Genomic DNA, 22530 nt, shown 5'->3' on the forward strand with positions numbered 1-22530 from the left:
CCGTGAAGGCCTCCTTGAGGGACTCTGGGTCCCTCAAGGAGGCCTTCACGGAACGAAGCGGTCAGGACTCCATGGCCTTGACGAGCGAAGCGGGACGGAGGTCGGTCCAGTTGGTCTCGACGTACTCCAGGCACTCCGGACGCGAGGCCGGGCCGAACTTCGTGGTCCAGCCCGCCGGGACCTCGACGAACTCGGGCCACAGGCTGTGCTGGCCCTCGTCGTTGACCAGCACGAGGTATGTGCCGTCGGGGTTCTCGAACGGGTTCGTCATTCCTTGTTCTCCTTCTGTACAGCCGGTGAATCAGCCCGGCGGGTGAGCGCGTGGAGCGCGAGGAACCAGCCTTCCGCCAGTTCCCGCACCGACTCTTCGGTCAGCACGGCCTCCGGCCATGACCAGTGTGCGGCCAGTTCGGGGCCGCCGGGGCGGTCCTCGGCCAGGACGTTGATCGTCAGCGCGTGCGAGACGGGCATCCCGTCGTCCGCGCCGAGTTCGGCGGCTTCGGCCTCCGCCGCGTACGACCAGTCGGTCGTCTCGGGGACGCCGATCCGGCCCAGGTAGTTGAACTCGATCTGCGGCTTCGCGAACTTGGCGAGTTCAGGACCGGTGCGCGGGTCGAGATACCGGAGCAGACCGTGCCCGATGCCGCCGTCCGGCAGCCCGTCGAGGTGCGCCCGGACCCGCTCGAGCGCGATACCGGCGGCGGCTCCGCCCGCGAACGCGTCGTCCAGGTCGAGGTCGCCGAGGTCGAGGCATACCGGCACGACTGAGGTGAACCAGCCGACCGTCCGCGAAAGATCCGCGCCACGGGCGAGTTCCTCCTCGCGGCCGTGCCCCTCGACGTCGACCAGCACCGCGTGTCCCCCGTCCCCGCGCCACCGTGTGACGGCCAGCGCGAGGCCGGTGAGCAGGACGTCGTTGATGGTCGCGCGGGACAGGAGCGGGGCCGTCCGCTCGGCGGGCAGGGTCAGCGACACCTTCTTCACGGTTCCCTGCACGTCCCGCGCGGGGTCGAGTGGCCGGTCCAGCGGGATCGGATCCCCGCCACCCAGCACGGCTTTCCACCGGCCCAGTTCGCCCTGACGGTCCTGTGTGGACAGTACTTGCGACCATCGCCGGAACGAAGTGTCCACCGGGGACAGTTCGGGCGTCCGGCCGAGGGCGACCGCGTCCCAGGCGGAAACGAGATCCGGCAACAGGATCCGCCATGAGACACCGTCGACCGCCAGGTGATGAATCATCAGCAGCAACCGGCCCGGCCCCGACGATCCCGCGTCGAACCACGTAGCGCTCACCATCACGCCGGCGTCCGGGTCGAGCCTCGCGCGAGTCGGCTCCGCGTGCCGCTCGATCAGAGCGAACAGATCACCTTCGACTTCGACGCGTTCGATGCGGACATCGACGGATTCGGCTACGCGGAGCGCCCAGCCGTCCACCGACCGGTCGAGCCGCGCGCGCAGCATGTCGTGCCGTGCGACGACGGCGCCGAGCACGGCCTTCAGCTGCTCACCGGTCATCCCGGACGGCGTCTGGAGCAACGCCGCCTGGTGATAACCGTCGATCGGCCCGCCCAGTTCGCGCAGCGCGTGCATGATCGGCGTCGGCACGACGACGTCGTCGGCCGTCAGGCTTTCGGCGACCTCGGCCAGCGCCGCGACGGTCCGGCGCGCGAACACCTCGTGCGGCGTGATCTTCAGCCCGGCCGCGCGAGCCCGGCTGACCAGCCGCATCGCGACGATGCTGTCCCCGCCGAGCGCGAAGAAGTCGTCGTCGGCGCCGAGTTCCGGCACGTCGAGCACTTCCGCGAAGAGCCCGCACAACGTCTTCTCCAGCGGGGTCTCCGGCGCCCGGCCACCGGCCAGCTCCGAGTAGTCCGGCGCCGGCAGCGCCTTGCGGTCCAGTTTCCCGTTGGACAACACGGGAAGCGCGTCGAGCGCGACGAACGCCGCCGGGACCAGGTACTCCGGCAACGTCTCGGCCGCGAACCGCCGCAGGTCCGCGAGATCCACAGTGGACACCACGTACGCCACCAGCTGCTTGACCCGCGGACGATCCTCACGCACGAGGACGACGGCCTGTGCGACGTCGTCGTGCCGCTCGAGCACGGCTTCGATCTCGCCGGGTTCCACCCGGAAGCCGCGGATCTTCGCCTGGTCGTCGGCGCGGCCGCCGAAGTCCAGCCGCCCGTCCGCGGTCCACCGGGCGAGGTCGCCGGTGCGGTACATCCGGGCGCCCGCGGGGCCGAACGGATCCGCCACGAACCGCTCCGACGTCAGCGCCGCCCGCCCGAGGTAGCCCCGGGCCAGACCGGAGCCGGCGAGGTACAGCTCGCCGGTGACCCCTGGCGGCACCGGCCGCAGCGCCGCGTCCAGCACGTAGGCGCGGGTGTTCGCGACCGGACGGCCGACCAGCGGCTTCTCGCTGTCACCGATCCGCGCGACCAGCGCGTCCACTGTGGACTCCGTCGGCCCGTACAGATTGAAGGTCTCGGTGCCGTCCAAAGTGGCCAGACGGCGCCACAGGCTCTCGGGCACCGCTTCGCCGCCGACACCGACCACGGCCAGCGGGCACCGGTCGCCGTCGAGCAGTCCGGCTTCCGCCATCTGCGCGAAGAACGACGGCGTGACCTCGATGAAGTCGAAGCCGTCCCGGGAGATCATCGCGGCCAGGAGCTCCGGGTCGCGCCGGGTCTCCTCGTCGACGATGTGCACGGCGTGCCCGTCGAGCAGCCACAACTGCGGCTGCCAGGAGGCGTCGAAGGAGAACGACCACGCGTGCCCGACCCGCAGGTGCGGCTTGCCGGTGGCCTCGACCGCGGGCCGGTGCAACGTCGCCCGGTGGCTGTGGAACAGGTTCACCACACCGCGATGCGGGACGACGACCCCCTTGGGCGTCCCCGTCGAACCCGACGTGTAGATCACGTACGCCGGATGCTCCGGGCTGAGCGGCCGGACCCGGTCCCGATCGGTCAGGTCGTGCGCCTGCCGATCCTCGGTGACGAGCGCGCACAGCGCCAGCGTCTCGATCTCGGTCCGGGGCAACGACTCCAGCAGCTCGGGTTCGGTCAGGACCACCTTGGGCCGCGCGTCGGCGAGCATCGCGGCCAGCCGTTCGACGGGGTAGTCCGGGTCGAGCGGCAGGTACGCCGCCCCCGCCTTGTGGACCGCGAGGATCGCCAGCAGCACGTCCGCCGAACGCGGCAGCGCCAAGGCGACGAAGTCCTCCGGGCCGACGCCGTGGGCGACCAGCGCCCTGGCAAGCCGGTTGGCACGCTCGTTCAGCTCGGTGAAGGTCAAGAAGACCTCACCGGACACCACCGCCGTCGCGTCGGGTGAACGCCGTACCTGTGCTTCGAACAGGCCGGCCACAGTGGACGGTTCGACGGCGAGCGCCGTCCCGTTCCACTCGCGCACGATCAGGTCGAGGTCGGCCTCTGTCAGGATGTCGACCCTGCCGACCGGGGCGTCCACATCGGACACCATGGCGGCGAGCACCCGCTCCATCGCGGCCGGAAGCCGTTCCGGCAGGCCCGCGTCGAACAGGTCGGAGCGGTATTCGGCCGTGAGCTTCAGCCGCGCGCCGGGTTCCACCGCCCAGGTGAGCGGATAGTGCGTCGAGTCGTCGTGGCGCACGATCTCTCCGCGCAGCCCGGCACCGGTTTCGTCCTCGTCCGCGCCCGGGTAGCTCTCGAACACCATCAGCGTGTCGAACAGCTCCCCCAGCCCGGCGCCGCGCTGGATGTCGGCGAGCCCGAAGTGCTGGTGCGCCAGCAATCCGGACTGTTCGTCCTGGACCCGGTCGAGGAGGGCGCCCAGCTTCTCGGCCGGGTCGAGCACGATCCGCACCGGGATCGTATTGATGAACAGGCCGAGCATCCGCTCGACCCCGGCCAGTTCCGGCGGGCGTCCGGCGACCGTCGCGCCGAACACGACGTCCGACCGGCCGGTCAGCCTGCCGAGCACGATGCTCCACGCGGTCTGGACCAGCGTGTTCAGCGTCAGGCCACGCGAGCGGGCCAGGACGGCCAGCGCCGCGGTCGCCTGCTCCGGCAGTTCCAGCGACAACCGGTCCGGCAGGGCCGGTGTCCGCTGCGGGTCGTGCGGGACGAGGTGCGTCGGCTCGGTCAGCCCGTCGAGCGCCTGCCGCCAAGCGGCTTCCGCCGCCTCCCGGTCCTGCTCACCGAGCCAGCAGAGATGGTCGCGGTACTGCCGTGACGGCGCCGCGTCGGCACCGGCGCAGAGCTGGGACAGCTCGGCGAACAGCTGCGGGACCGACCAGCCGTCGAGCAGGACGTGCTGGTGGGTGAACACCAGCCGATGCCGCCCGTCCGGCAACGCCAGGAGCAGGAACCGCAGGAGCGGCGCGGCTGCCGGATCGAAGCGGCGCCGGTCATGTGCCATCGCCGTTTCGAAGTCGCCCGCCGAGTCCACGAAACGCCAGGGAACCGTGACCGAACGCGCCACCAACGCGACCGGACGGCCGGAAGCGAGGTAGCGGTAGCCCGTGCGCAGGACGGCGTGCCGGTCGACGAGGGACTGGGCGGCCTCGCGCAGCCGCACCGGATCGAGCGGTCCTTCGAGATCAAAGGACACCTGGACGGTGTAGACGTCGGGTCCGTCTCCGTCCATCGTCGCGTGGAAGAGCAGCCCTGCCTGCAACGGCGTCAGCGGCCACACCTCGGCCGTGTCCGGCGCGACGTCGAGGATCTCGGCGCGTTCGCCCGCTTCGAGCTCCACCAAGTGCTTGCGGTTCGCCGGCGCGGGCGCGTCGAGCCGCACCGCACTGACCTCGGCCAGCGCCGCGACGGTCCGGTGCCGGAAGACGTCACGCGGGCTGAGCAGCAGCCCGGCGCTCCGCACCCGGCCGACCAGCTGCATCGCGACGATGCTGTCACCGCCGAGGCGGAAGAAGTCGTCGTGGACGCCGACCTTCTCCAGCCCGAGCACACCGGCGACGAGCGACGCCAGCAGTTCTTCGCGCGGAGTGCGCGGTGCGTCGCCGGTGACCGCGACGGCGAAGTCCGGCGCGGGCAGCGCCTTGCGGTCGAGCTTCCCGTTGGGGGTCAACGGGAACTCGTCCAGCACCACGAACGCCGACGGCACCATGTACTCCGGCAAAGCGGCCTCGGCCAGCCGCCGGGTCTCTTCGACGTCGGCCGCGCCGGTCAGGTAGGCGACGAGCCTGCCCTCCCGCAGCACCACCCGTGCGGAGAGCACGGACTCGATCTCGCCCAGCTCGATCCGGAACCCGCGCAGCTTGACCTGATCGTCGGCACGGCCGAGGTACTCGAGCGCGCCGTCGGCACGCCATCGCGCGAGGTCGCCCGTGCGGTACATGCGCTCCCCCGCGGCGAACGGGTTCGCCACGAACCGCTCGGCGGTCAGCCCGGCCCGGCCGAGGTAGCCGCGCGCGAGCTGCGCACCCGCGAGGTACAGCTCGCCCGCCACGCCCGGCGGAACCGGCCGGAGCCTGGCGTCCAGCACATGGACGCGGGTGTTCCACACCGGACGTCCAATGGGAACAGAGCCACCGACGTCATCGACGACCTCCCACGAGGTCACGTCCACCGATGCTTCGGTCGGGCCGTAGAGGTTGTGCAGCGGGACGTCGACTCGGGCGGCCAGTTCCGGCGGCAGTGCCTCGCCACTGCACAGGACCCGGCGGACGCCGTGCCATCCCGGCTCTTCGGCGAGGAAAGCTTCCAGCATCGACGGGACGAAGTGCAGGGTCGTGATCCGCTGATCCCGGATCAGCGCTTCGAGATACGCCGGATCGCGATGACCGTCCGGTTTGGCGACCACCAGTGTCGCGCCGGTGATGAGCGGCCAGAAGAACTCCCACACCGACACATCGAAACTCGACGGCGTCTTCTGCAACACCCGATCATCCGCCGCAAGACCGTACTCGTCCTGCATCCACAACAGACGGTTCACGATCCCGGAATGCGGCACCACCGCACCCTTGGGACGACCCGTCGAACCCGACGTATAGATCACGTACGCCGGAGACGACGGATCCACCACCCTGCCCAAGTTTTCAACGGAGTAGCCATCGAGGTCAGGCAAGGTGTCAAGCACGACCGTGGGTGACGCGTCGTCGAGCATGAACGCCAGCCGGTCGGCCGGATAGTCCGTGTCGAGCGGCAGATACGCCGCCCCAGCCTTGTGCACGGCATACAGCGCGACGACCAGGTCGATCGACCGCGGCAGCGACACCGCCACCACCGACTCCGCACCCACACCCTGCTCGACCAACCACCACGCCAGCCGATTCGCACGCGCATTGAACTCCGCGTACGAAAGCTCGGTGTCCTCGAACACCACGGCAGGAGCGTCCGGCGTCCGCACCACCTGCGCCTCGAACAACTCCGGCAACGTCACCGGCGGAACGTCGCGCGCGGTGTCGTTCCAACGCTCGATCAGCGTGCGCTCATCCTCACCGAGGACGTCGAGTTCGCCGACCGGGATCGCCGGATCGGCGGCCACCTGCTCCAGAACGGCGACCAGCCGCCGCGCGAACGACTCCGCCGTGGCGTGGTCGAACAGATCGGCGCTGTACTCGATCGCGCCCGAGATCCCGTCACTGTTCTCCAGGAACCCGAATTCGAGGTCGAACTTCGCCACGCCCTGCGCGAAGTCCTCCTGGACCGCACGAAGACCGGACAGTTCCAGCTCGTCGCCCGATTCGGGCAGGTAGACCACCATCACCTGGAACAACGGGTGCCTGGCCAGCGAGCGTTCCGGGTTGACCGCGTCGACCAGGCGCTCGAATGGCAGGTCCTGGTGTTCGAAGGCGGCGAGATCCGTCGCACGCACCCGGGCGAGCAGGTCGCCGAACGCCGGGTCGCCGGACAGGTCGGTGCGCAGCACGAGCGAGTTCACGAAGAAGCCGATCAGCGGCTCCAGTCGTTCGTCGACGCGGCCGGAACTCGGCGCGCCGAGCGGGATGTCGTCCCCGGCGCCGAGCCGGTGCAGCAGTGCCGCGACGGCGGCCTGCGCCAGCATGAACATGCTGACGTCGTGCCGCCGGGCGACCTCTCGCAGGCGCTCGGTGAGCCCACCGTCGATCGGGAAGGTGACGAGACCGCCGCGGTGGCTCGACTCGGCCGGCCGTGGCCGGTCCGCGGGCAGGGCCAGTTCGTCGGGCAGACCGGCCAGTGCTTCCTGCCAGAACTCGAGGTGCCCGGACGCCGTCGAGGCGAGCAGTTCGCGTTGCCACAGCGCATAATCCGCGTACTGGACCGGAAGTTCTGTCCACTGTGGAGCTACTCCGGCCAGACGCGCCTCGTAGGCCGTGGCCAGGTCTGCCATCAGCGGTCCGTGTGACCACTCGTCCGTCGCCACATGATGGAGCACCAGCAGCAGGACGTGTTCGCGCGCGGACACGGTGAAGATCGCGGCCCGGATCGGGAGTTCCGCGTCGAGGGCGAATCCGCGGCCGGCTCCGGCGGACAACTGCGCCGAGAGGTCACCCGCGTCCTCGAAGCGAACCTCCGGACGTGCGTCGGCCAGGATCCGCTGCGCCGCGACGCCTCCCTCCTCGGCGAACACGGTCCGCAGCGGTTCGTGCCGCTCGACGAGGTCGCCGATCGCCGCGCGCAGCGCCTCCGCGTCCAGCTCGCCGTGCAGACGCCAGGCGAGCGGGATGTTGTAGGTGGGCGTGACTCCTTCGAGCTGGTACAGGAACCACAGCCGTTGCTGGGCGGGCGAAAGCGGCAACACTTCCGGCCGGTTCCCGGCGCTCAAGGCCGGCCGGTCCGAGGGGTCGGCGAGCCGTTCCGCCAGCGCCGCGACGGTGGAGGCGTCGAAGACGTCACGGACCGACACGGTGGCGTCCAGGGTGGCCGAGATCCGGCTGACCAGGCGCATCACCAGCAGCGAATGCCCGCCAAGCGCGAAAAACCCGTCGTCGATCCCGACCTGCTCGACGCCGAGCACATCGGCGAACAACACGCACAGGGCTTCTTCCCGGGCGTTCCGCGGTGCACGGCCTTCGGTGGCCGCGAACTCGGGCGCTGGGAGTGCTTTGCGGTCGAGTTTGCCGTTCGGGGTCAGCGGGATCTCGTCGAGGACGACGAACGCCGACGGCACCATGTGCTCCGGCAGCTTCGTCGCCACCGCCTCACGAAGCCCGTCCGCCGAACCGACGACGTAGGCCACCAGCCGGTCTTCCCTGGCGACGACCACGGCACGCGTTACGGACCCGGACGCGGTCAGCGCCGCCTCGACCTCGCCGAGTTCGACCCGGAAGCCGCGGATCTTGACCTGGTCGTCGACCCGGCCCAGGAACTCGAGAACGCCGTCGGCGGACCAGCGCGCGAGGTCCCCGGTGCGGTACATGCGCTCCCCCGGGCCACCGAACGGGTCGGCGACGAACCGCTCGGCGGTCAGCCCCGGCCTCGCCAGGTACCCGCGAGCGAGCTGCACACCGGCGAGGTACAGCTCGCCGGGGACACCCGGCGGAACCGGGTACAGCCGGGCGTCCAGCACGTAGGTCCGCGTGTTCCACACCGGACGTCCGATCGGGACGGTCGGCGTCGTCTCCGCACCGGCCTGCCAGGCCGTCACGTCGACGGACGCTTCGGTCGGGCCGTAGAGGTTGTACAGCGGGACGTCCACGCGGGCGGCCAGTTCGGACGGCAGCGCCTCGCCACTGCAGATCACCCGGCGCAACCCGGTGCACTCCGCGGTCTCCAGGAACAGCGCGAGCATCGACGGGACGAAGTGGACGGTGGTGATCCCGGCGGTGCGGATCAGCTCCGCGAGGTACGCCGGGTCCTTGTGTCCCTCGGGTTTGGCGACCACCAGCGTGGCGCCGGTGATCAGCGGCCAGAAGAACTCCCACACCGACACATCGAAACTCGACGGCGTCTTCTGCAACACCCGATCATCCGCCGCAAGACCGTACTCGTCCTGCATCCACAACAGACGGTTCACGATCCCGGAATGCGGCACCACCACACCCTTGGGACGACCCGTCGAACCCGACGTATAGATCACGTACGCCGGAGACGACGCATCGACCACCCGGCCCAAGTTTTCAACGGAGTAGCCGTCCAGAACGGGCAGTTCGTCGAGGACGACAGCGGGGGCCGCGTCTTCGAGCATGAACGCGACGCGGTCCGCCGGATAGTCGCGGTCGACCGGCAGGTAAGCGCCACCGGCCTTGTGCACCGCATACAGCGCGACGACCAGATCGATCGACCGCGGCAGCGACACCGCCACCACCGACTCCGCACCCATACCCTGCTCGACCAACCACCACGCCAGCCGATTCGCACGCGCATTGAACTCCGCGTACGAAAGCTCGGTGTCCTCGAACACCACGGCAGGAGCGTCCGGCGTCCGCACCACCTGCGCCTCGAACAACTCCGGCAGGGTCGCGACCGGGACCTCACGAGCCGTGCGGTTCCACTCGGTCACCCGCGCGAGCTCATCGCCGACGAGGACGTCGAGCGCCGCGACGGGCCGGTCCGGTGCGGCTGTGACCTGCTCCAGCAGCGACGTGAGGCGGGTGAGCAGCCGCTCGGCCGTCGACTCGTCGGCGAGATCCTCGGCGTACTCCAGCATCAGCGTGGCGGTGTCCCCGCCGTCGACCATCGTGAAGTGCAGGTCGAACTTCGCCATGCCGGTGTCCATCTCGAACCACTCGGCGGGCAGCCCGAGCACGTCGTGCGCGTCGCTCTGCCGGTGGTAGCCCACCATCACCTGGAACAGCGGGTTGCGGCCCGGCACCCGGGGCGGGTTCAGCTCCTCGACGACCCGCTCGAACGGCAGGTCGCCGTGCGAGAACGCGGCGAGATCAGCCTCGCGCACCCTGTCGAGCAACGCGGCGAACGTCGGCTCGCCCGACAGGTCGGTCCGCAACACCAGCGTGTTCACGAAGAACCCGACGAGCTGCTCCAGTCGTTCGTCAGTTCGTCCCGCGATCGGGGCGCCGAGCGGGATGTCGTCCCCGGCGCCGGTCCGGTGCAGCAGTGCGGCCACCGCCGCTTGGAGCACCATGAACGGGCTCGCCCCGGCTTTCGCCGCCAGGTCTCGCACGGCGGCCGACAGCTCGCCGGACAGCCGGGACTTGACCTTCCCGCCCCGTCCGGTCGGCCGGAGTGGACGCGGACGGTCCAGCGGCAGCGTCAGCTCGTCCGGCGCGCCGATCAAGGAGCCGGCCCAGAAGGTGACCTGTGCGGCGCCGCGCTGTTCGAGGAAGTCCTTCTGCCACAAGGCGAAGTCGGCGTACTGAACCGGAAGGTCCGTCCACATGGGACTCTCGCCGCCGAGCCGGGCTTCATACGCCGAGGTCAGGTCGCTCAGGAACGGCCGGTCGGACCATTCGTCGGTCGCGCTGTGGTGCAGGACCAGCGAGATCACCTGGTCACCCTCACCGAGCCGCAACACCCTCAGCCTGACCGGGATTTCCCGTGCCAGGTCGAACGGTGTCCGCGAGAGCTCGGCGATGCGGGCCTCCAATCCGGCCTCGTCGCACTCCTCCACGGCGAACGGGGTCTCGGGCGCGTCGAGAACGCGCTGGTAGGGCTCCCCGTCGTGCTCGACGAACACGGTCCGCAAGACTTCGTGCCTGCCGAGGACGTCGCCCAGCGCCAGCCGGAGTGAGTCGAGATCGAGGTCGCCCCGCAACCGGAAGGTCAGCGGGAAGTTGTATGCGACGGCGTTCGCTTCCATCCGGTCGACCAGCCAAAGGCTGCGCTGGGCCGCCGAAAGCGGGACGCGTTCCGGGCGCTCGGCACGGACCACCGCCGGCCGCGCCGGTTCACCGGCACCCGCGCGAGCGGCCAGCTCGGCGACCGTCGGCGCCTCGAACAGGTCACGGATGGCCAGTTCCGCGCCGAGTTCGGTCCTGGCGCGGCTGATCAACCGGGTGGCGAGCAGCGAATGCCCGCCGAGGTCGAAGAAGTTGTCCTCGACACCCACCCCGTCCAGTCCGAGGACCTCGGCGAAGAGCGCGCACAGCGTCTCTTCTTCGGCGGTCTCGGCCGGGCGGCTTTCGGCGAGGCGCACCGTCTGGTCGGCGTCCGGGAGCGCCCGCGTGTTGAGCTTGCCGTTGTCGGTCAGCGGCAGCGAGCCCAGCGTGACGAACGCGGCCGGGACCATGTAGTCCGGCAGTTCCGTCTTGAGCCGATCGCGCAGGCGTTGCACCAGTTCGCCGCCACCGCGGGCCGCGGTCGGGCTCGTGGCGTACTTGGCCAGGTTCGTGCCGACCGAAACGGGCTGATGCACCCCGGTGACCAGCGAGTCCGGCTGTCCCTTGTGGACGAACACCGCCTCGAAAGCGCCGTCCGCGGACCAGGTGCAGTACACCCGGAACCCGAGCCGGTCACCGAGTTCGTGCACGTCCTCCGGTTCGATCCCGTCGTCACCGCGGAACAACGCGAGGACGTCGATGAGCGGTACACCGGCGTCCAGGGCGCGTGTCGCCTCGACCTCCGGAACCTGCCGGGCGTCCGGGATCCGGCTCACGCGCAGCGTTTCGGTACCGGCGAGCTGCTCTTCCAGGACCGAGAGGGAGCCCACCTCGTCCCAGAACAGACGTGGCGCCTGGGCGACCGAAAGGGTCGGTGCTGCCTTGACCAGGACCGCGTCATAGCGGTACCGGCTCAGCTCGTTGTGCAGCCGGGCCCGTTTGATCCGGACCTGCGCGGCGACGTCCGGAAGCCGCCGTGCGAGCGCGGTGAAGTAGTCCGGGTCGATCAGCAGTTCCTTCTCCAGCGCGGCACCGCGTTCGATCGCGCGCCGCACCTGGGCGACGTCGGAGGTCGCGTCGGCGCGGGTGAGCTGGATCGCGGTGTGGAACGCGCGGGCGAGGCGCAGGTTCCGGACGTCGCCGACGAACAGCGCGCCGCCGGGCGCGAGCAGGCCGATCGCCTTCGTGATGACGTCGGTCAGGTAGTCGACGCTCGGGAAGTACTGGATGACGGAGTTGATCACGATGGTGTCGAACCGGCCGCCGGGCAGGCCGTCGAACACGTGCGCCGGCTGGGCGCGCAGGTTCACCTTGGCCGCCAGCTCCGGATCCCGTTCCAGTTCGCGGTTCAGCTTCGCGATCACCGGCGCGGCGAGGTCGGTGCCCCAGTACTCCCGCGCCATCGGGGCGATCTGCCCCATCAGCAGCCCGGTGCCGACGCCGATCTCCAGCACCCGTTCCGGCTTCAGTTCGGCGATCCGGTCGACGGTCGCCTGCCGCCATTCCCGCATGTGCTCCAGCGGGATCGGCGCACCGTCGTAGCTGGAATCCCAGCCAGCGAAGTCCTCGGTGAACAGGGCCGTCGGGATCTCGGTGTACTCGTCGGAGTAGATCTGCTGCCATTCGCCGACCTGGTCGGCCTCCGCCTCCGCCCGCGCGTCCCCGCTCAGCTCGGCCGGGACGACGTAGCCGATGAGCCGCTGCAGGCCGGGCGCAGACGGATCGGGCCGCGCGAGGACGGCGGCCTGCGCGACCTCGGGGTATCGGCTGAGCGCGGTCTCGATCTCACCTAGTTCGACGCGATAGCCGCGAATCTTCACCTGGTCGTCGGTACGGCCGAGGAAGTCGATGTTCCCGTCCGGACGGCGGCGCACCAGGTCACCGGTGCGGTACATGCGCCCGCCCCCTGACACGAACGGGTCGGCGACGAACCGTTCGGCGGTCAGGCCGGGACGCCCGAGGTAGCCGCGGGCCAATCCCTCACCCGCGATGTAGAGCTCGCCCGCGACCCCGTCCCGGACCGGCCGGAGCCAGGCGTCGACGATGTAGGCGCGGGTGTTCCAAATCGGTTTGCCGACGGTCGGGGTGTCGCTGTCGGTCGTGCCGCCGCCGAGCGTGTTGATCGTGTATTCGGTGGGGCCGTACAGGTTGTAGCCGTAGGTGCCGTCGGTGTCCCGCAGCCGGTTCCACACCGACTCCGACACCGCCTCGCCGCCGAGCAGCACGAGCGCCGGCCGGTGTCCCTCCAGCAGCCCTTCCTCGATCAGCAGGTGGGCGTACGTCGGCGTCACGTTGACGACGTCGACCTCGTGCTCGTCGCAGTACGCCACGAGCGCCCGCGCGTCCCGCCGCAGTTCCTCGTCGCAGACGTGGACCTCGTGCCCTTCGACGAGCCACAACAGCTCTTCCCAGGACATGTCGAAGGCGAACGACACGGTGTGGGCGATCCGCAACCGCCGTCCGCCCGCCGACGCGATGGCCGGGGCGAAGATGGCGCCCTGGTGGTTGAGCTGCATGTTCGTCAGGCCGCGGTACGGCGTGACGACGCCCTTGGGTTTGCCCGTGGAGCCCGAGGTGTAGATGACGTACGCCGGATGCTCCATGCGGTCCGCGCGGCCGCGCGCGAACAGCGGGCGCTCGGCGTCGGAGATCGGGCCGCCGCCGAACGCCCTGTCTTCGTGGTCGTCGACCAGGACCCGCGACGTGTCGCCGGGGAGTGTCGCCGAGACGTCCTTTGTGGACACAAGGCACAGCGGCCTCGCGTCCTCCAGCATCACCGCGAGCCGGTCGGCCGGGTAGTCGAGTTCCAGCGGCAGGTACGCCGCGCCGGTGCGCAGCACGGCGAACAGCGCGACGACCATGTCGATCGACCGGGGCAGGCCTAGCGCGATCACCTGCTCCGGCGCGGCCCCCTTCGCCAGCAGCAGCCGGGCCATCCGGTTGATACGCGCATCCAGTTCCGCGTACGTCAGACGTTCTTCGCCGAACACCAAGGCGATCGAGTCCGGCGTCCGTTCCGCTTGAACCGCCAGCAGGTCGGCGATCGTGTTCTCGATGACCGGGTGCTCGGCTTCGGCCCAGCCCGCCTCCAGCGCGGCGCGGTCCTCAATGGACACCGTGGCCAGCGCGCCGACCGGTTTCGCCGGGTCGTCGACGATCTGCTCGACCAGTGAGGTGAAGCGGCCCAGCACCGAGGCGGCCGCATCTGCGTCGATCACGTCGTCCCGATAGGACAGTGTGATCCGGATTTCCTCGCCCGGCGTGACCACCAGGGTCAGCGGGTAGTGCGTGGCGTCGATGTTGAGCAGACCGGTGATGCCGTGCCGGTGACGGAGTCCGTCGCGCCGTTCGTCACCGTCGGCGTTGCGCAGCACGAAGAGCGTGTCGAACAGGACGCGGTGCCCGGCCTCCCGCTGCAGGACACCGAGGCTCATGAACTCGTACGGGGTCAAGTCCATGCGCTCGGACTGCAAGCGCCGCACCAGGTCCAGAACCGACTCGGCCGCGTCGAGCCGCACCCGGGTGGGCACGGTGTTGAGGAACAGGCCGATGGTGTTCTCGATGTCGGGCACCGCCGCGGGCCTGCCCGCGACCGCGGCGCCGAACACGACGTCGTGCCGTCCGGTCATCGTCGAGAGGACCAGGCCCCAAGCCGCGTTGAGCACGGAGTTGACGGTCAGTCCGTGCCGCCTGGCCTGCTCACGCAATCCGCGGCTCAGACCGGACGGGAGCACGGTGTCCAGGTTGACCGGGGTGGCAGGCACCAGGTCCCGGCCCTCCGGACCGATGACGGTCGGCTCCGCCAGCCCGGACAGCGCCTCGCGCCACGCTCCCGTGGCTGCCTCGATGTCCTGCCGGTCGAGCCAGCGCAGGAAGTCCACATAAGATCCCGCCGCGGGCAGCGTGCGGTCGTCCCCGCCGAGGTCGTAGAGCGCGAACAGCTGCTCGATGAAGAGCCAGGCGGACCAGCCGTCCCAGAGCAGCAGATGCCGGTTCAACACCACCCGGTCGCGCCCGTCCCCGAGCCGGACCAGTTTCAGGCGGAACAGCGGCGGCGCGCCGAGGTCGAACCGCGTCGCGCGGTCCTCGGCCATCAGGCCGTCGAGCCGCTCCCGCCGTTCGTCTTCGGACAGCGCCGAAAGGTCCACTTCGGACACCGGCGGCTCGACGCCGGCCGCCACGAACTGCACCGGCCCTCGCAGCCCCTCACTGGTGAAACCGGCGCCGAGACTCGGGATCCGGCGCAGCAGCGCGGACACCGCCGAGCGCAACCTCCCGGCGTCCAGGCGGTGATCGAAGTCGATCGCCTCCTGGATCGTGTAGATGTCGACGCGGTCGGAGTTGTAGCTGGAGTGGAAGAACAGGCCTTCTTGGAGCGGGGACAGCGGCCAGACGTCGGCGACCGGCAGCGGGCTGAACCGCTCGACGCGCGTGATCTCCTCCTGGGTCAGCGACACCAGTTCGAGGTCGGACGGCGTGAGCCCCACCGGCACGTCCGTGTCCACCGCCGCGAGCTCCCGCAAGGCGGCGACCCAGCGGTCCGCGAGCGTTCCGGCCGGGCCGGCGAACGTCGCCGTCAGCCTCGGCCCGTCCTCGGTCTCCTCGCAGGCGACGCCGATCCGCAGGACGTGGTCACCCGCCGGGGGCGCCGCCGCGTGCCCGGCGACCTGCCACTCCCCCTGCCCGGCCGGGATCCGGCCGTCGTAGCGCAGGGCGATCGACGGTTTCGCGAGCCCGGCGAGCAGCGGCCCGGTCTGGGCGTTGAGGTAACGCAGCGAGCCGTAGCCGCCGGGTGTCTTCCGGACCGTCTCCTTGACGGCCTTGAGCATCGCGAGCGGTTCGCCGGTCGCGGTGATCCGCACCGGGCGGACCGACGTCAACGCGCCGACGGTGCCTGGCGCCTCTACGCGACCGTGAAGGTCGACGAGGAGATCGCCGTCGACGGCGGCCTTCAACGCCGTCAGAAGAACGTCGGTCACGTCTCCGTGCACAGTGGACGGCAGCGAGTCGACGAGCGTCCGGGTGTCCTCGATGGACAGCGTGACGCGGCGTTCGGCGACGTCGCCGGAAATCGCGGCGGAGCCGGGCGCCAGAGTCTCGGCCCAGTGCTCGATTTCGCCGAGCAGCGCCGGATCCTGTGCGCTTTCGGTGATCCGGCGGGCGATGGTCCGCAGCGAACTCGTCACCGGCGTGAACACCGGCGGATGGCCGCCGGTCACGGCTTGCCAGGCGATCGCGAGATCGGCTGCCAGCGTTGTCCAGCTCCGCGCGTCCAGCACCGCGGGATGCGCCACCAGAAGCAATCTGCCCGGCTCGTCGAACCAGACGGCTTGCAGCAGGTTGTCCGTGAGCCTATCCACGGCGTCCCGGTACTCGTCTTCGAGCGGCCCGGCCCCGTGGCGAAGCAGATCGGTCGCCAGAACCGTCCCTTGTGGACGGATTTCGAGCGACCACAGCACCGATGCGACTTTCGAGAGTTCGAGCCGCAGGCCGTCGTGGTGGTCGAGGACGAGTTGCAGGGCCGCGGCGAGTGTCTCGACGTCGGCGCCGGTCGGCAGGGTCAGCAGCACCGATTCCGGCTGGACCGCGTCGCCCAGCTCACGCAACCGAAGCATTTCGGGCAGGAGTGGGAGCGGGCCGATACCGTCGGCGTCGGCCACCGGTTCGACCGGCGTCGCGGCAGCGGCGAGCGCGGCCGGGGTCCGGAGTTCGAAAACGTCCTTGGGGCTCAGTTCGAATCCGGCCCGCCGGGCACGGCTCGACACGGCGATCGACGAGATGCTGTCGCCGCCCAGCAGGAAGAAGTCCCCGTGGGCGCCGACGGTGTCCAGGCTGAGGACGTCCGCGAAGATCCGCGCCAGGGCGCGTTCCTGGTCGTTCTCGGGCGCGGCCACGGACACGCCGACCTCGGGCGCGGGCAAGGCGCGGACGTCGAGCTTTCCGCTGGGGGTCAACGGGAACTTGTCGAGGACGACGAACGCCCGCGGAACCATCGGGGCGGGCAAGGCCTCGCTGACGGCGGCCCGTAGCCGTTCCGGATCCGCTCCGCCGGCGACGTAGCCGACGAGCGCGCCGTCCTTCGCCACCACCGTGGCGGCCGTGACCTCCGGCTGCGCCGCGAGCACGGCCTCGATCTCGCCGAGTTCGATCCGGTTACCGCGGATCTTCACCTGACGGTCGGTGCGGCCGAGATATTCGAGTTCGCCGTCGGCGCGGCGGCGGACCAGGTCACCGGTCCGGTACAGCCGCTGTCCCGGTTCGCCGAACGGGTCGGCGACGAAGCGTTCGGCGGTCAGACCGGGCCGCCCGTGGTAGCCGCGGGCCAGCTGGACACCGGCGAGGTACAGCTCGCCCGCCACGCCGTCGGGCACCGGGCGGAGGCAGCCGTCGAGGACGTGCGCCCGCGTGTTCCACACCGGACGTCCGATGGGGACGGACGCGCCTTCGAAACCCGTGGCGTCGAAGAAGGTCACGTCCACCGCGGCCTCGGTCGGGCCGTAGAGGTTGTGCAGCGGGACGCCGGTGAGCGAGCGCCAGCGCGCGGCGATCTCGCCGGTCAAGGCCTCGCCGCTGGAGAACACCTGATGCAACGAGCCCAGGTCGCCGGTGACCTCGTCGCTGCCCAGGAACGCGGCGAGCATGGACGGGACGAAGTGCAGGGTGGTGATCTCCCGTTCCCGGATCACCCTGGCGAGATACGCCGGGTCGCGGTGGCCGTCCGGTTCGGCCATCACCACGGTCGCGCCTTCGCACAGCGCCCAGAAGAACTCCCATACGGACACGTCGAAACTCGACGGCGTCTTCTGCAGCACCCGGTCCGAGGCCGTGAGGCCGTACTCGTGCTGCGTCCACGCGAGCCGGTTGACGATCGCGCGATGTGTGACGGCCACGCCCTTCGGCCGCCCCGTCGACCCGGAGGTGTAGATCAGGTACGCGGTGTTGTCCGGTCCCGCGGGCACACCCGGGACATCGCCTGCGGCGGGTTCGCCGGTCACGGAAACCTGTGTCAGCCCGGCGACGGCAGGGATCCGCGCGGCCGTTCCTGGTTCGGAGAGCACGAGCCGCGCGCCGGAATCGGCCAGCATGTATTCGAGCCGGTCGGCCGGGTAGTCCAGGTCGACCGGCAGGTACGCGGCCCCGGCTTTCAGGACACCCAGCAGGGCGACCATCAGCTCGGCCGACCTCGGCACCGCGACGGCGACGACCTCTTCGGGACCGGCGCCCAGTGAACGCAGCCTGCGGGCCAGGTTCTCCGCCTGGGCGTCGAGGTCCGCATAGGACAGTTCGGTGTCCTTGAACAGCACGGCCGTCGCGGACGGCGTCCTGGCCGTCTGCTCGGCGATGGCCTCGGCCAGCGTGCGCTCGGGCACCGGATGCGAGGTCGCGTTGAGTTCGGCCAGGCGGCCGCGTTCGGCGGGCGAGAGGAGGTCGAGGGCGGCGACCGGCAGACCCGGGTTCGCGGTCAGCGTCTCCAGCAGCCGGGCGAACCGTTCCGCGAGCTGCCCTGCCGCGACCGCGTCGATCCGGGCGGCGTCGAATTTGAGGCTGAACCCCAGGTCTTCGCCCGGGGTCGCGATCACCGCGACCGGGAAGTGCACCGCGTCGGTGACCTCCACGCCGGTGAGGCGCACGGGTCCGGACGCGCGCTCGTCATCACGCGGGAAGTTCTCGACGACCACGAGCGTGTCGAACAGCTCTTCCTGCCCGGCACCGGCGATCCGCTGCAATTCACCGAGGCCGAGATGCTGGTGCTCAAGCAAGGCCGCTTGCTCGTCCTGCAATCGCCGCAGCACGGCGGCGACGGTTTCGGACGCGGACCAGCGCAGCCGCACCGGCACCGTGTTGATGTACAGGCCGACCGCCGACTCGAGGCCGGCGGCACCGCTGTCGCGGCCGGAGACGGTGCTGCCGAACAGCACGTCGTCCCGGCCGGTGAGCCCGCCGAGCAGGAGTCCCCAGGCGCCGTGCAGGACGGTGCCGAGGGTGAGCCCGTGCGCGCGTGCCATGGCGGACAGCTCCGCCGTCGCCCGCTCGCCGAGGCTCAGGTGCAGCCGCGACGGTCGTCGCCCGGCCGTGTCCCGGCCTTCGATCAGCCGGGTGGGTTCGTCCACTCCGGACAACGCCGTCCGCCAGGCTTCGCGCGCGGCATCGTGATCGCGCGCCGCGAGCCGCCGCAGGTGGTCCGCGCGCGTGCCGGGTTCCGGGAGCGGAGTGCCCGCGTGTCCCGCCAGCAGTTCGCGGAGCAGCACCACGACGGACCAGCCGTCGGCGATGATGTGGTGGAAGGTGAGCGCCAGCTTGGCGCGATCTTCCCCGAGCCGCGTGAAGGTCGCCCGCAGCAGCGGCGGCCGGGCGAAGTCGAACCGGCGCGTGCGGTCCGCCTCGAAGGCTTCCGCGGCGTCATCGGCGGCCACCTCGCGCCAGGGCAGTTCGGCGTGCCGGGTCACCGTCTGGACCACCTGGCCGCCGTCGAGCTGCCGGAAGCCCGACCGTAGCGATGAGTACCGGTCCAGCAGCGCCTGGGCCGATCGGCGCAGCGCACCGGCGTCGACGTCCCCTTCGAGGTCGAGCACCTCCTGCACGGTGTAGATGTCGGCGGCCGTGCCGCCTTCGAACTCCGCGTGGAAGAAGAACCCTTCCTGCAGCGGCGTGACCGGCAGGACGTCGGCGTACTCGGCGAGCGCCGCGCGTTCGGCACCGGTCAGCTCCAGCAGCGGCAGCTCGTCCACAGTGGACTCAGCGGTGGACACGGCGTCCGCGCGGGCGGCGAGTGCCTCGGGAGTCCGGTGCTGGAACACCTGGCGCGGCGTGATGGCGAGGCCATGTTCCGCCGCGCCCAGCACCAGCCGGATCGACAGGATGCTGTCGCCACCGAGGGAGAAGAAGTCGTCATCCGCGCCCGCCGAGTCCAGCCCGAGGACCCGCGCGACGACGCCGCACAGGATCCGTTCCCGCTCGGTGCGCGGCGCGCGACCGGTGGCGGCGGCGCCGAAGCCGGGCAGGGGCAGCGAGGTGCGGTCCAGTTTGCCGTTCGGCATGATCGGAAGCCGGTCGAGTTCCACGAACGCCGACGGCACCATGTAGTGCGGCAGCGCCGATTCCGCGTGCCCGCGCAACTCCTTGAGCAGCGACGGCGACGCGTCCGCCTCGGGGACGACATACGCCACCAGGCGCCGGTCCCCCGGCTTGACCTCGCGCGGCACGACGGCGATCCGCTCGACCCCGGCGTATCCGGCGAGCGCGGACTCGATCTCCCCCGGTTCGATCCGGAATCCGCGGATCTTGACCTGGTGATCAGTGCGGCCGAGGAAGTCCAGGTTCCCGTCCGCGCGCCAGCGGACGCGGTCACCGGTGCGGTACATGCGCTCGCCGCCGCCCGCGAAGGGATCCGCGACGAAGCGTTCCGCCGTCAGCCCCGGACGTCCGGCGTATCCCCGCGCGAGACCGCGGCCACCGACGTACAACTCCCCCTCGACGCCGACCGGGACCGGCCGCAACGCGGTGTCGAGAACGTAGCAGCGGGTGTTCGGATCCGGTCCGCCGATCGGGATCGGCCCGGTCCAACCCGGCTCGGCCGCCCACAACGTCGAGTTCACCGTCGCCTCGGTCAGCCCGTACGCGGCGACGACGTTCAGGTCTTCCGCCCAGCGCGCGATCAGTTCCGGCGGCACGGTCTCGGTGCCGACGATCAGCACCGCGCCCTTCGGCAGTTCACACTCCGGCGGCAAGGCCGCGACCAGCGACGGCGGCAGGATCATGTGCGTCGCCGCGTTGCCGGCGATGTAGCCGGTCAGTTCGACGCCCGCGACCCGGCGGTGCGACGGCACCACGATCAGCGTTCCGCCGACGCACAGCGACATGACCAGATCCCAGACCGTCACGTCGAATCCGGTCGAGGCGAACTGCACCACCCGGCTGTCCTCGCCGATGCCGATCCGTTCGGTCGCCGTGCTGATCAGGCTGCCGATCCCGTCGTGCGACAGGACCACGCCCTTCGGCTTCCCCGTCGAACCCGACGTGTAGATGACGTACGCGGCCTGGTTCAGCGAGATCCCGCTCACGTCCACAGTGGACGCGTCCAGTGCGGCGAGTTCGGCGGTGATCGCCGGATCGTCGAGAAGGACCCGCTCGACGTCCACACCGGACGGCAGCTGGGCGGACTCGTCCTTTGTGGACACGACAATTCTCGCGCCGGCGTGGTGGAGCATGTACGCGAGGCGATCCTCGGGATGGTCGAGGTCGAGCGGGAGATACGCGGCCCCGGCCTTCATGACGGCGAGGAGCGCGACGATGAGATCGGCCGAACGCGGCATCGCCACGGCGACGACGTCCTCGTCACCGACGCCACGTCGCCTCAGCAGCCGGGCGAGACGGTTGGCGGCGGCGTCGACCTCGGCGTAGGTCAGCCGGACGTCCTCGCAGACGACGGCCTCGGCCTCCGGTTTCCGTGCCACGACCCGGTCGAACGCTTCGGGCCAGGACACCTCCGGCGAGTCCGCGACCGCGGTCCCGAGCTCCAGCACCCCGGCCCGTTCCTCCACCGAGAGCAGGTCGATCGCGGCCAGCGGCAGGTCCGGGCCCGCCACCAGGGCGTCCAGCACCGCGGCGAACCGGCGGCGGTGTTCGGCGAGTTCGTCGTCGGACGAGACATTCGCGTCCGCGTCGAAGTCGAAGCGCAGCCCTCGTCCCTCACCCGCGTCGTAGACGGCGATGGCGACGTCGCTGATCGGGCCGAGTTCGAGGTTGTGCACGGTGGCGCTCGCGTCGCCGAACGCGAGTTCGCCGTCCACAGCCATGTAGTTCACGCTCAGCCCGACGAGTTCGTGCACCCCGCCGCTCGCACCGAGTTCGCGGGCGAGGTCCTCACCGCGGTACCGGCTGTGCTCCAGCAGCGCGGAAACCTTCTCCGCGACCTGCGCGACCAGCCGCGCCGGCGTCGTCTCGGGTCGCACGCTCAACCGCAGCGGCAGGACGTTGGACACCATGCCCGGCTGCTCGCGCAGGGCGCGGGTGGTGCGTGCGGTGACCGGCAGGCCGAGGACGAGGTCTTCGGCACCGGTCACCCGGTGGGCGTAGGCCGCCACCGCGGCGATCGCGACGCGGGACAGCCTCGTTCCGGCGTCGAGCGCGAACTTCCGCACCGTCCCGGACTTCGCCGCGGGCAGCTCCCACGAATGCCGTCGCAGCCGGATCCGCCCGGACGACGCGCGGCCGAGCAGCCGCACCGGGTTCGGCCTCCCCGCGAGTTCGCCGAGCCAATAGGCGCGGTCGGCCTGCTCGTCATGGTCCGCCTCGACGAACCCCGAGAGCGGCCAGGAAACCTCGTCGGCGGTGCCCGAATAGAGCTCCGCGGCGCGGCGGGTCAGGACCGCCTGCCCGTACGCGTCCATCACCAGATGGTGGTAGCGCTGGAACCAGCGGACCCGGTCCGCGGCCAGCACCAGCAGCGTGTGCGCGGTCAGCGGCCCTCGGGTGAGATCGGCGACCACGGCCAGTTCGGCTCGCGCCCACTCGTCGGCCGCGCGCTCCGGATCCGGTTCGGCGGTGAAGTCGAGGACGGTGACATCACCGGGAGTGGCCGGACGCTGGACCGGCGTGTCGCCTTCCAGCCCGACCGTGACGTGCAGGCACTCCGCCTCCGCGACCGCCCGCCGAACGGCCTCACCCAACCGGGCGAGGTCGACGTCTCCGCGAAGCTCCGTGACCCAGCCGATCGTGTAGACCGGATCGGCCGGGTCGAGCTGCTGGGCGAGCCAGATCCCCCGCTGTGCCGGGGTCAGGGGAAAGCCGCGGTTCATCGGGGTTTTGCCTCCACCGTTCAAGAGCGTGAAACG

Annotated in this window: 2 protein-coding genes; both read right to left on the reverse strand. The window is 70.6% G+C overall.

Going from position 1 to position 22530, the window contains the following annotated elements; translation table 11 throughout:
- Positions 1-61: 61 nt before the first annotated feature.
- Positions 62-271, reverse strand: a complete 210-nt coding sequence (locus ACIHAO_RS25515; RefSeq protein ID WP_007029404.1) for an MbtH family protein — start codon at positions 269-271, stop codon at positions 62-64.
- The gene (locus tag ACIHAO_RS25520) at positions 268-22494 is read right to left on the reverse strand and encodes a non-ribosomal peptide synthase/polyketide synthase (protein ID WP_396561793.1); all 22227 of its coding nucleotides are present in this window, start codon (positions 22492-22494) and stop codon (positions 268-270) included. Before ACIHAO_RS25520 ends, ACIHAO_RS25515 begins: the two co-directional genes overlap by 4 nt.
- Between the last annotated feature and the right edge of the window lie 36 nt (positions 22495-22530).

This window comes from Amycolatopsis sp. NPDC052450 (assembly GCF_044547565.1).
In the GTDB taxonomy this organism is placed as follows: Bacteria; Actinomycetota; Actinomycetes; order Mycobacteriales; family Pseudonocardiaceae; genus Amycolatopsis.

Coding starts and splice junctions, on each gene's coding strand:
- ACIHAO_RS25520 (WP_396561793.1), bottom strand. CDS start 22,494: ATGAACCGCGGCTTTCCCCTGACCCCGGCACAGCGGGGGATCTGGCTC.
- ACIHAO_RS25515 (WP_007029404.1), bottom strand. CDS start 271: ATGACGAACCCGTTCGAGAACCCCGACGGCACATACCTCGTGCTGGTC.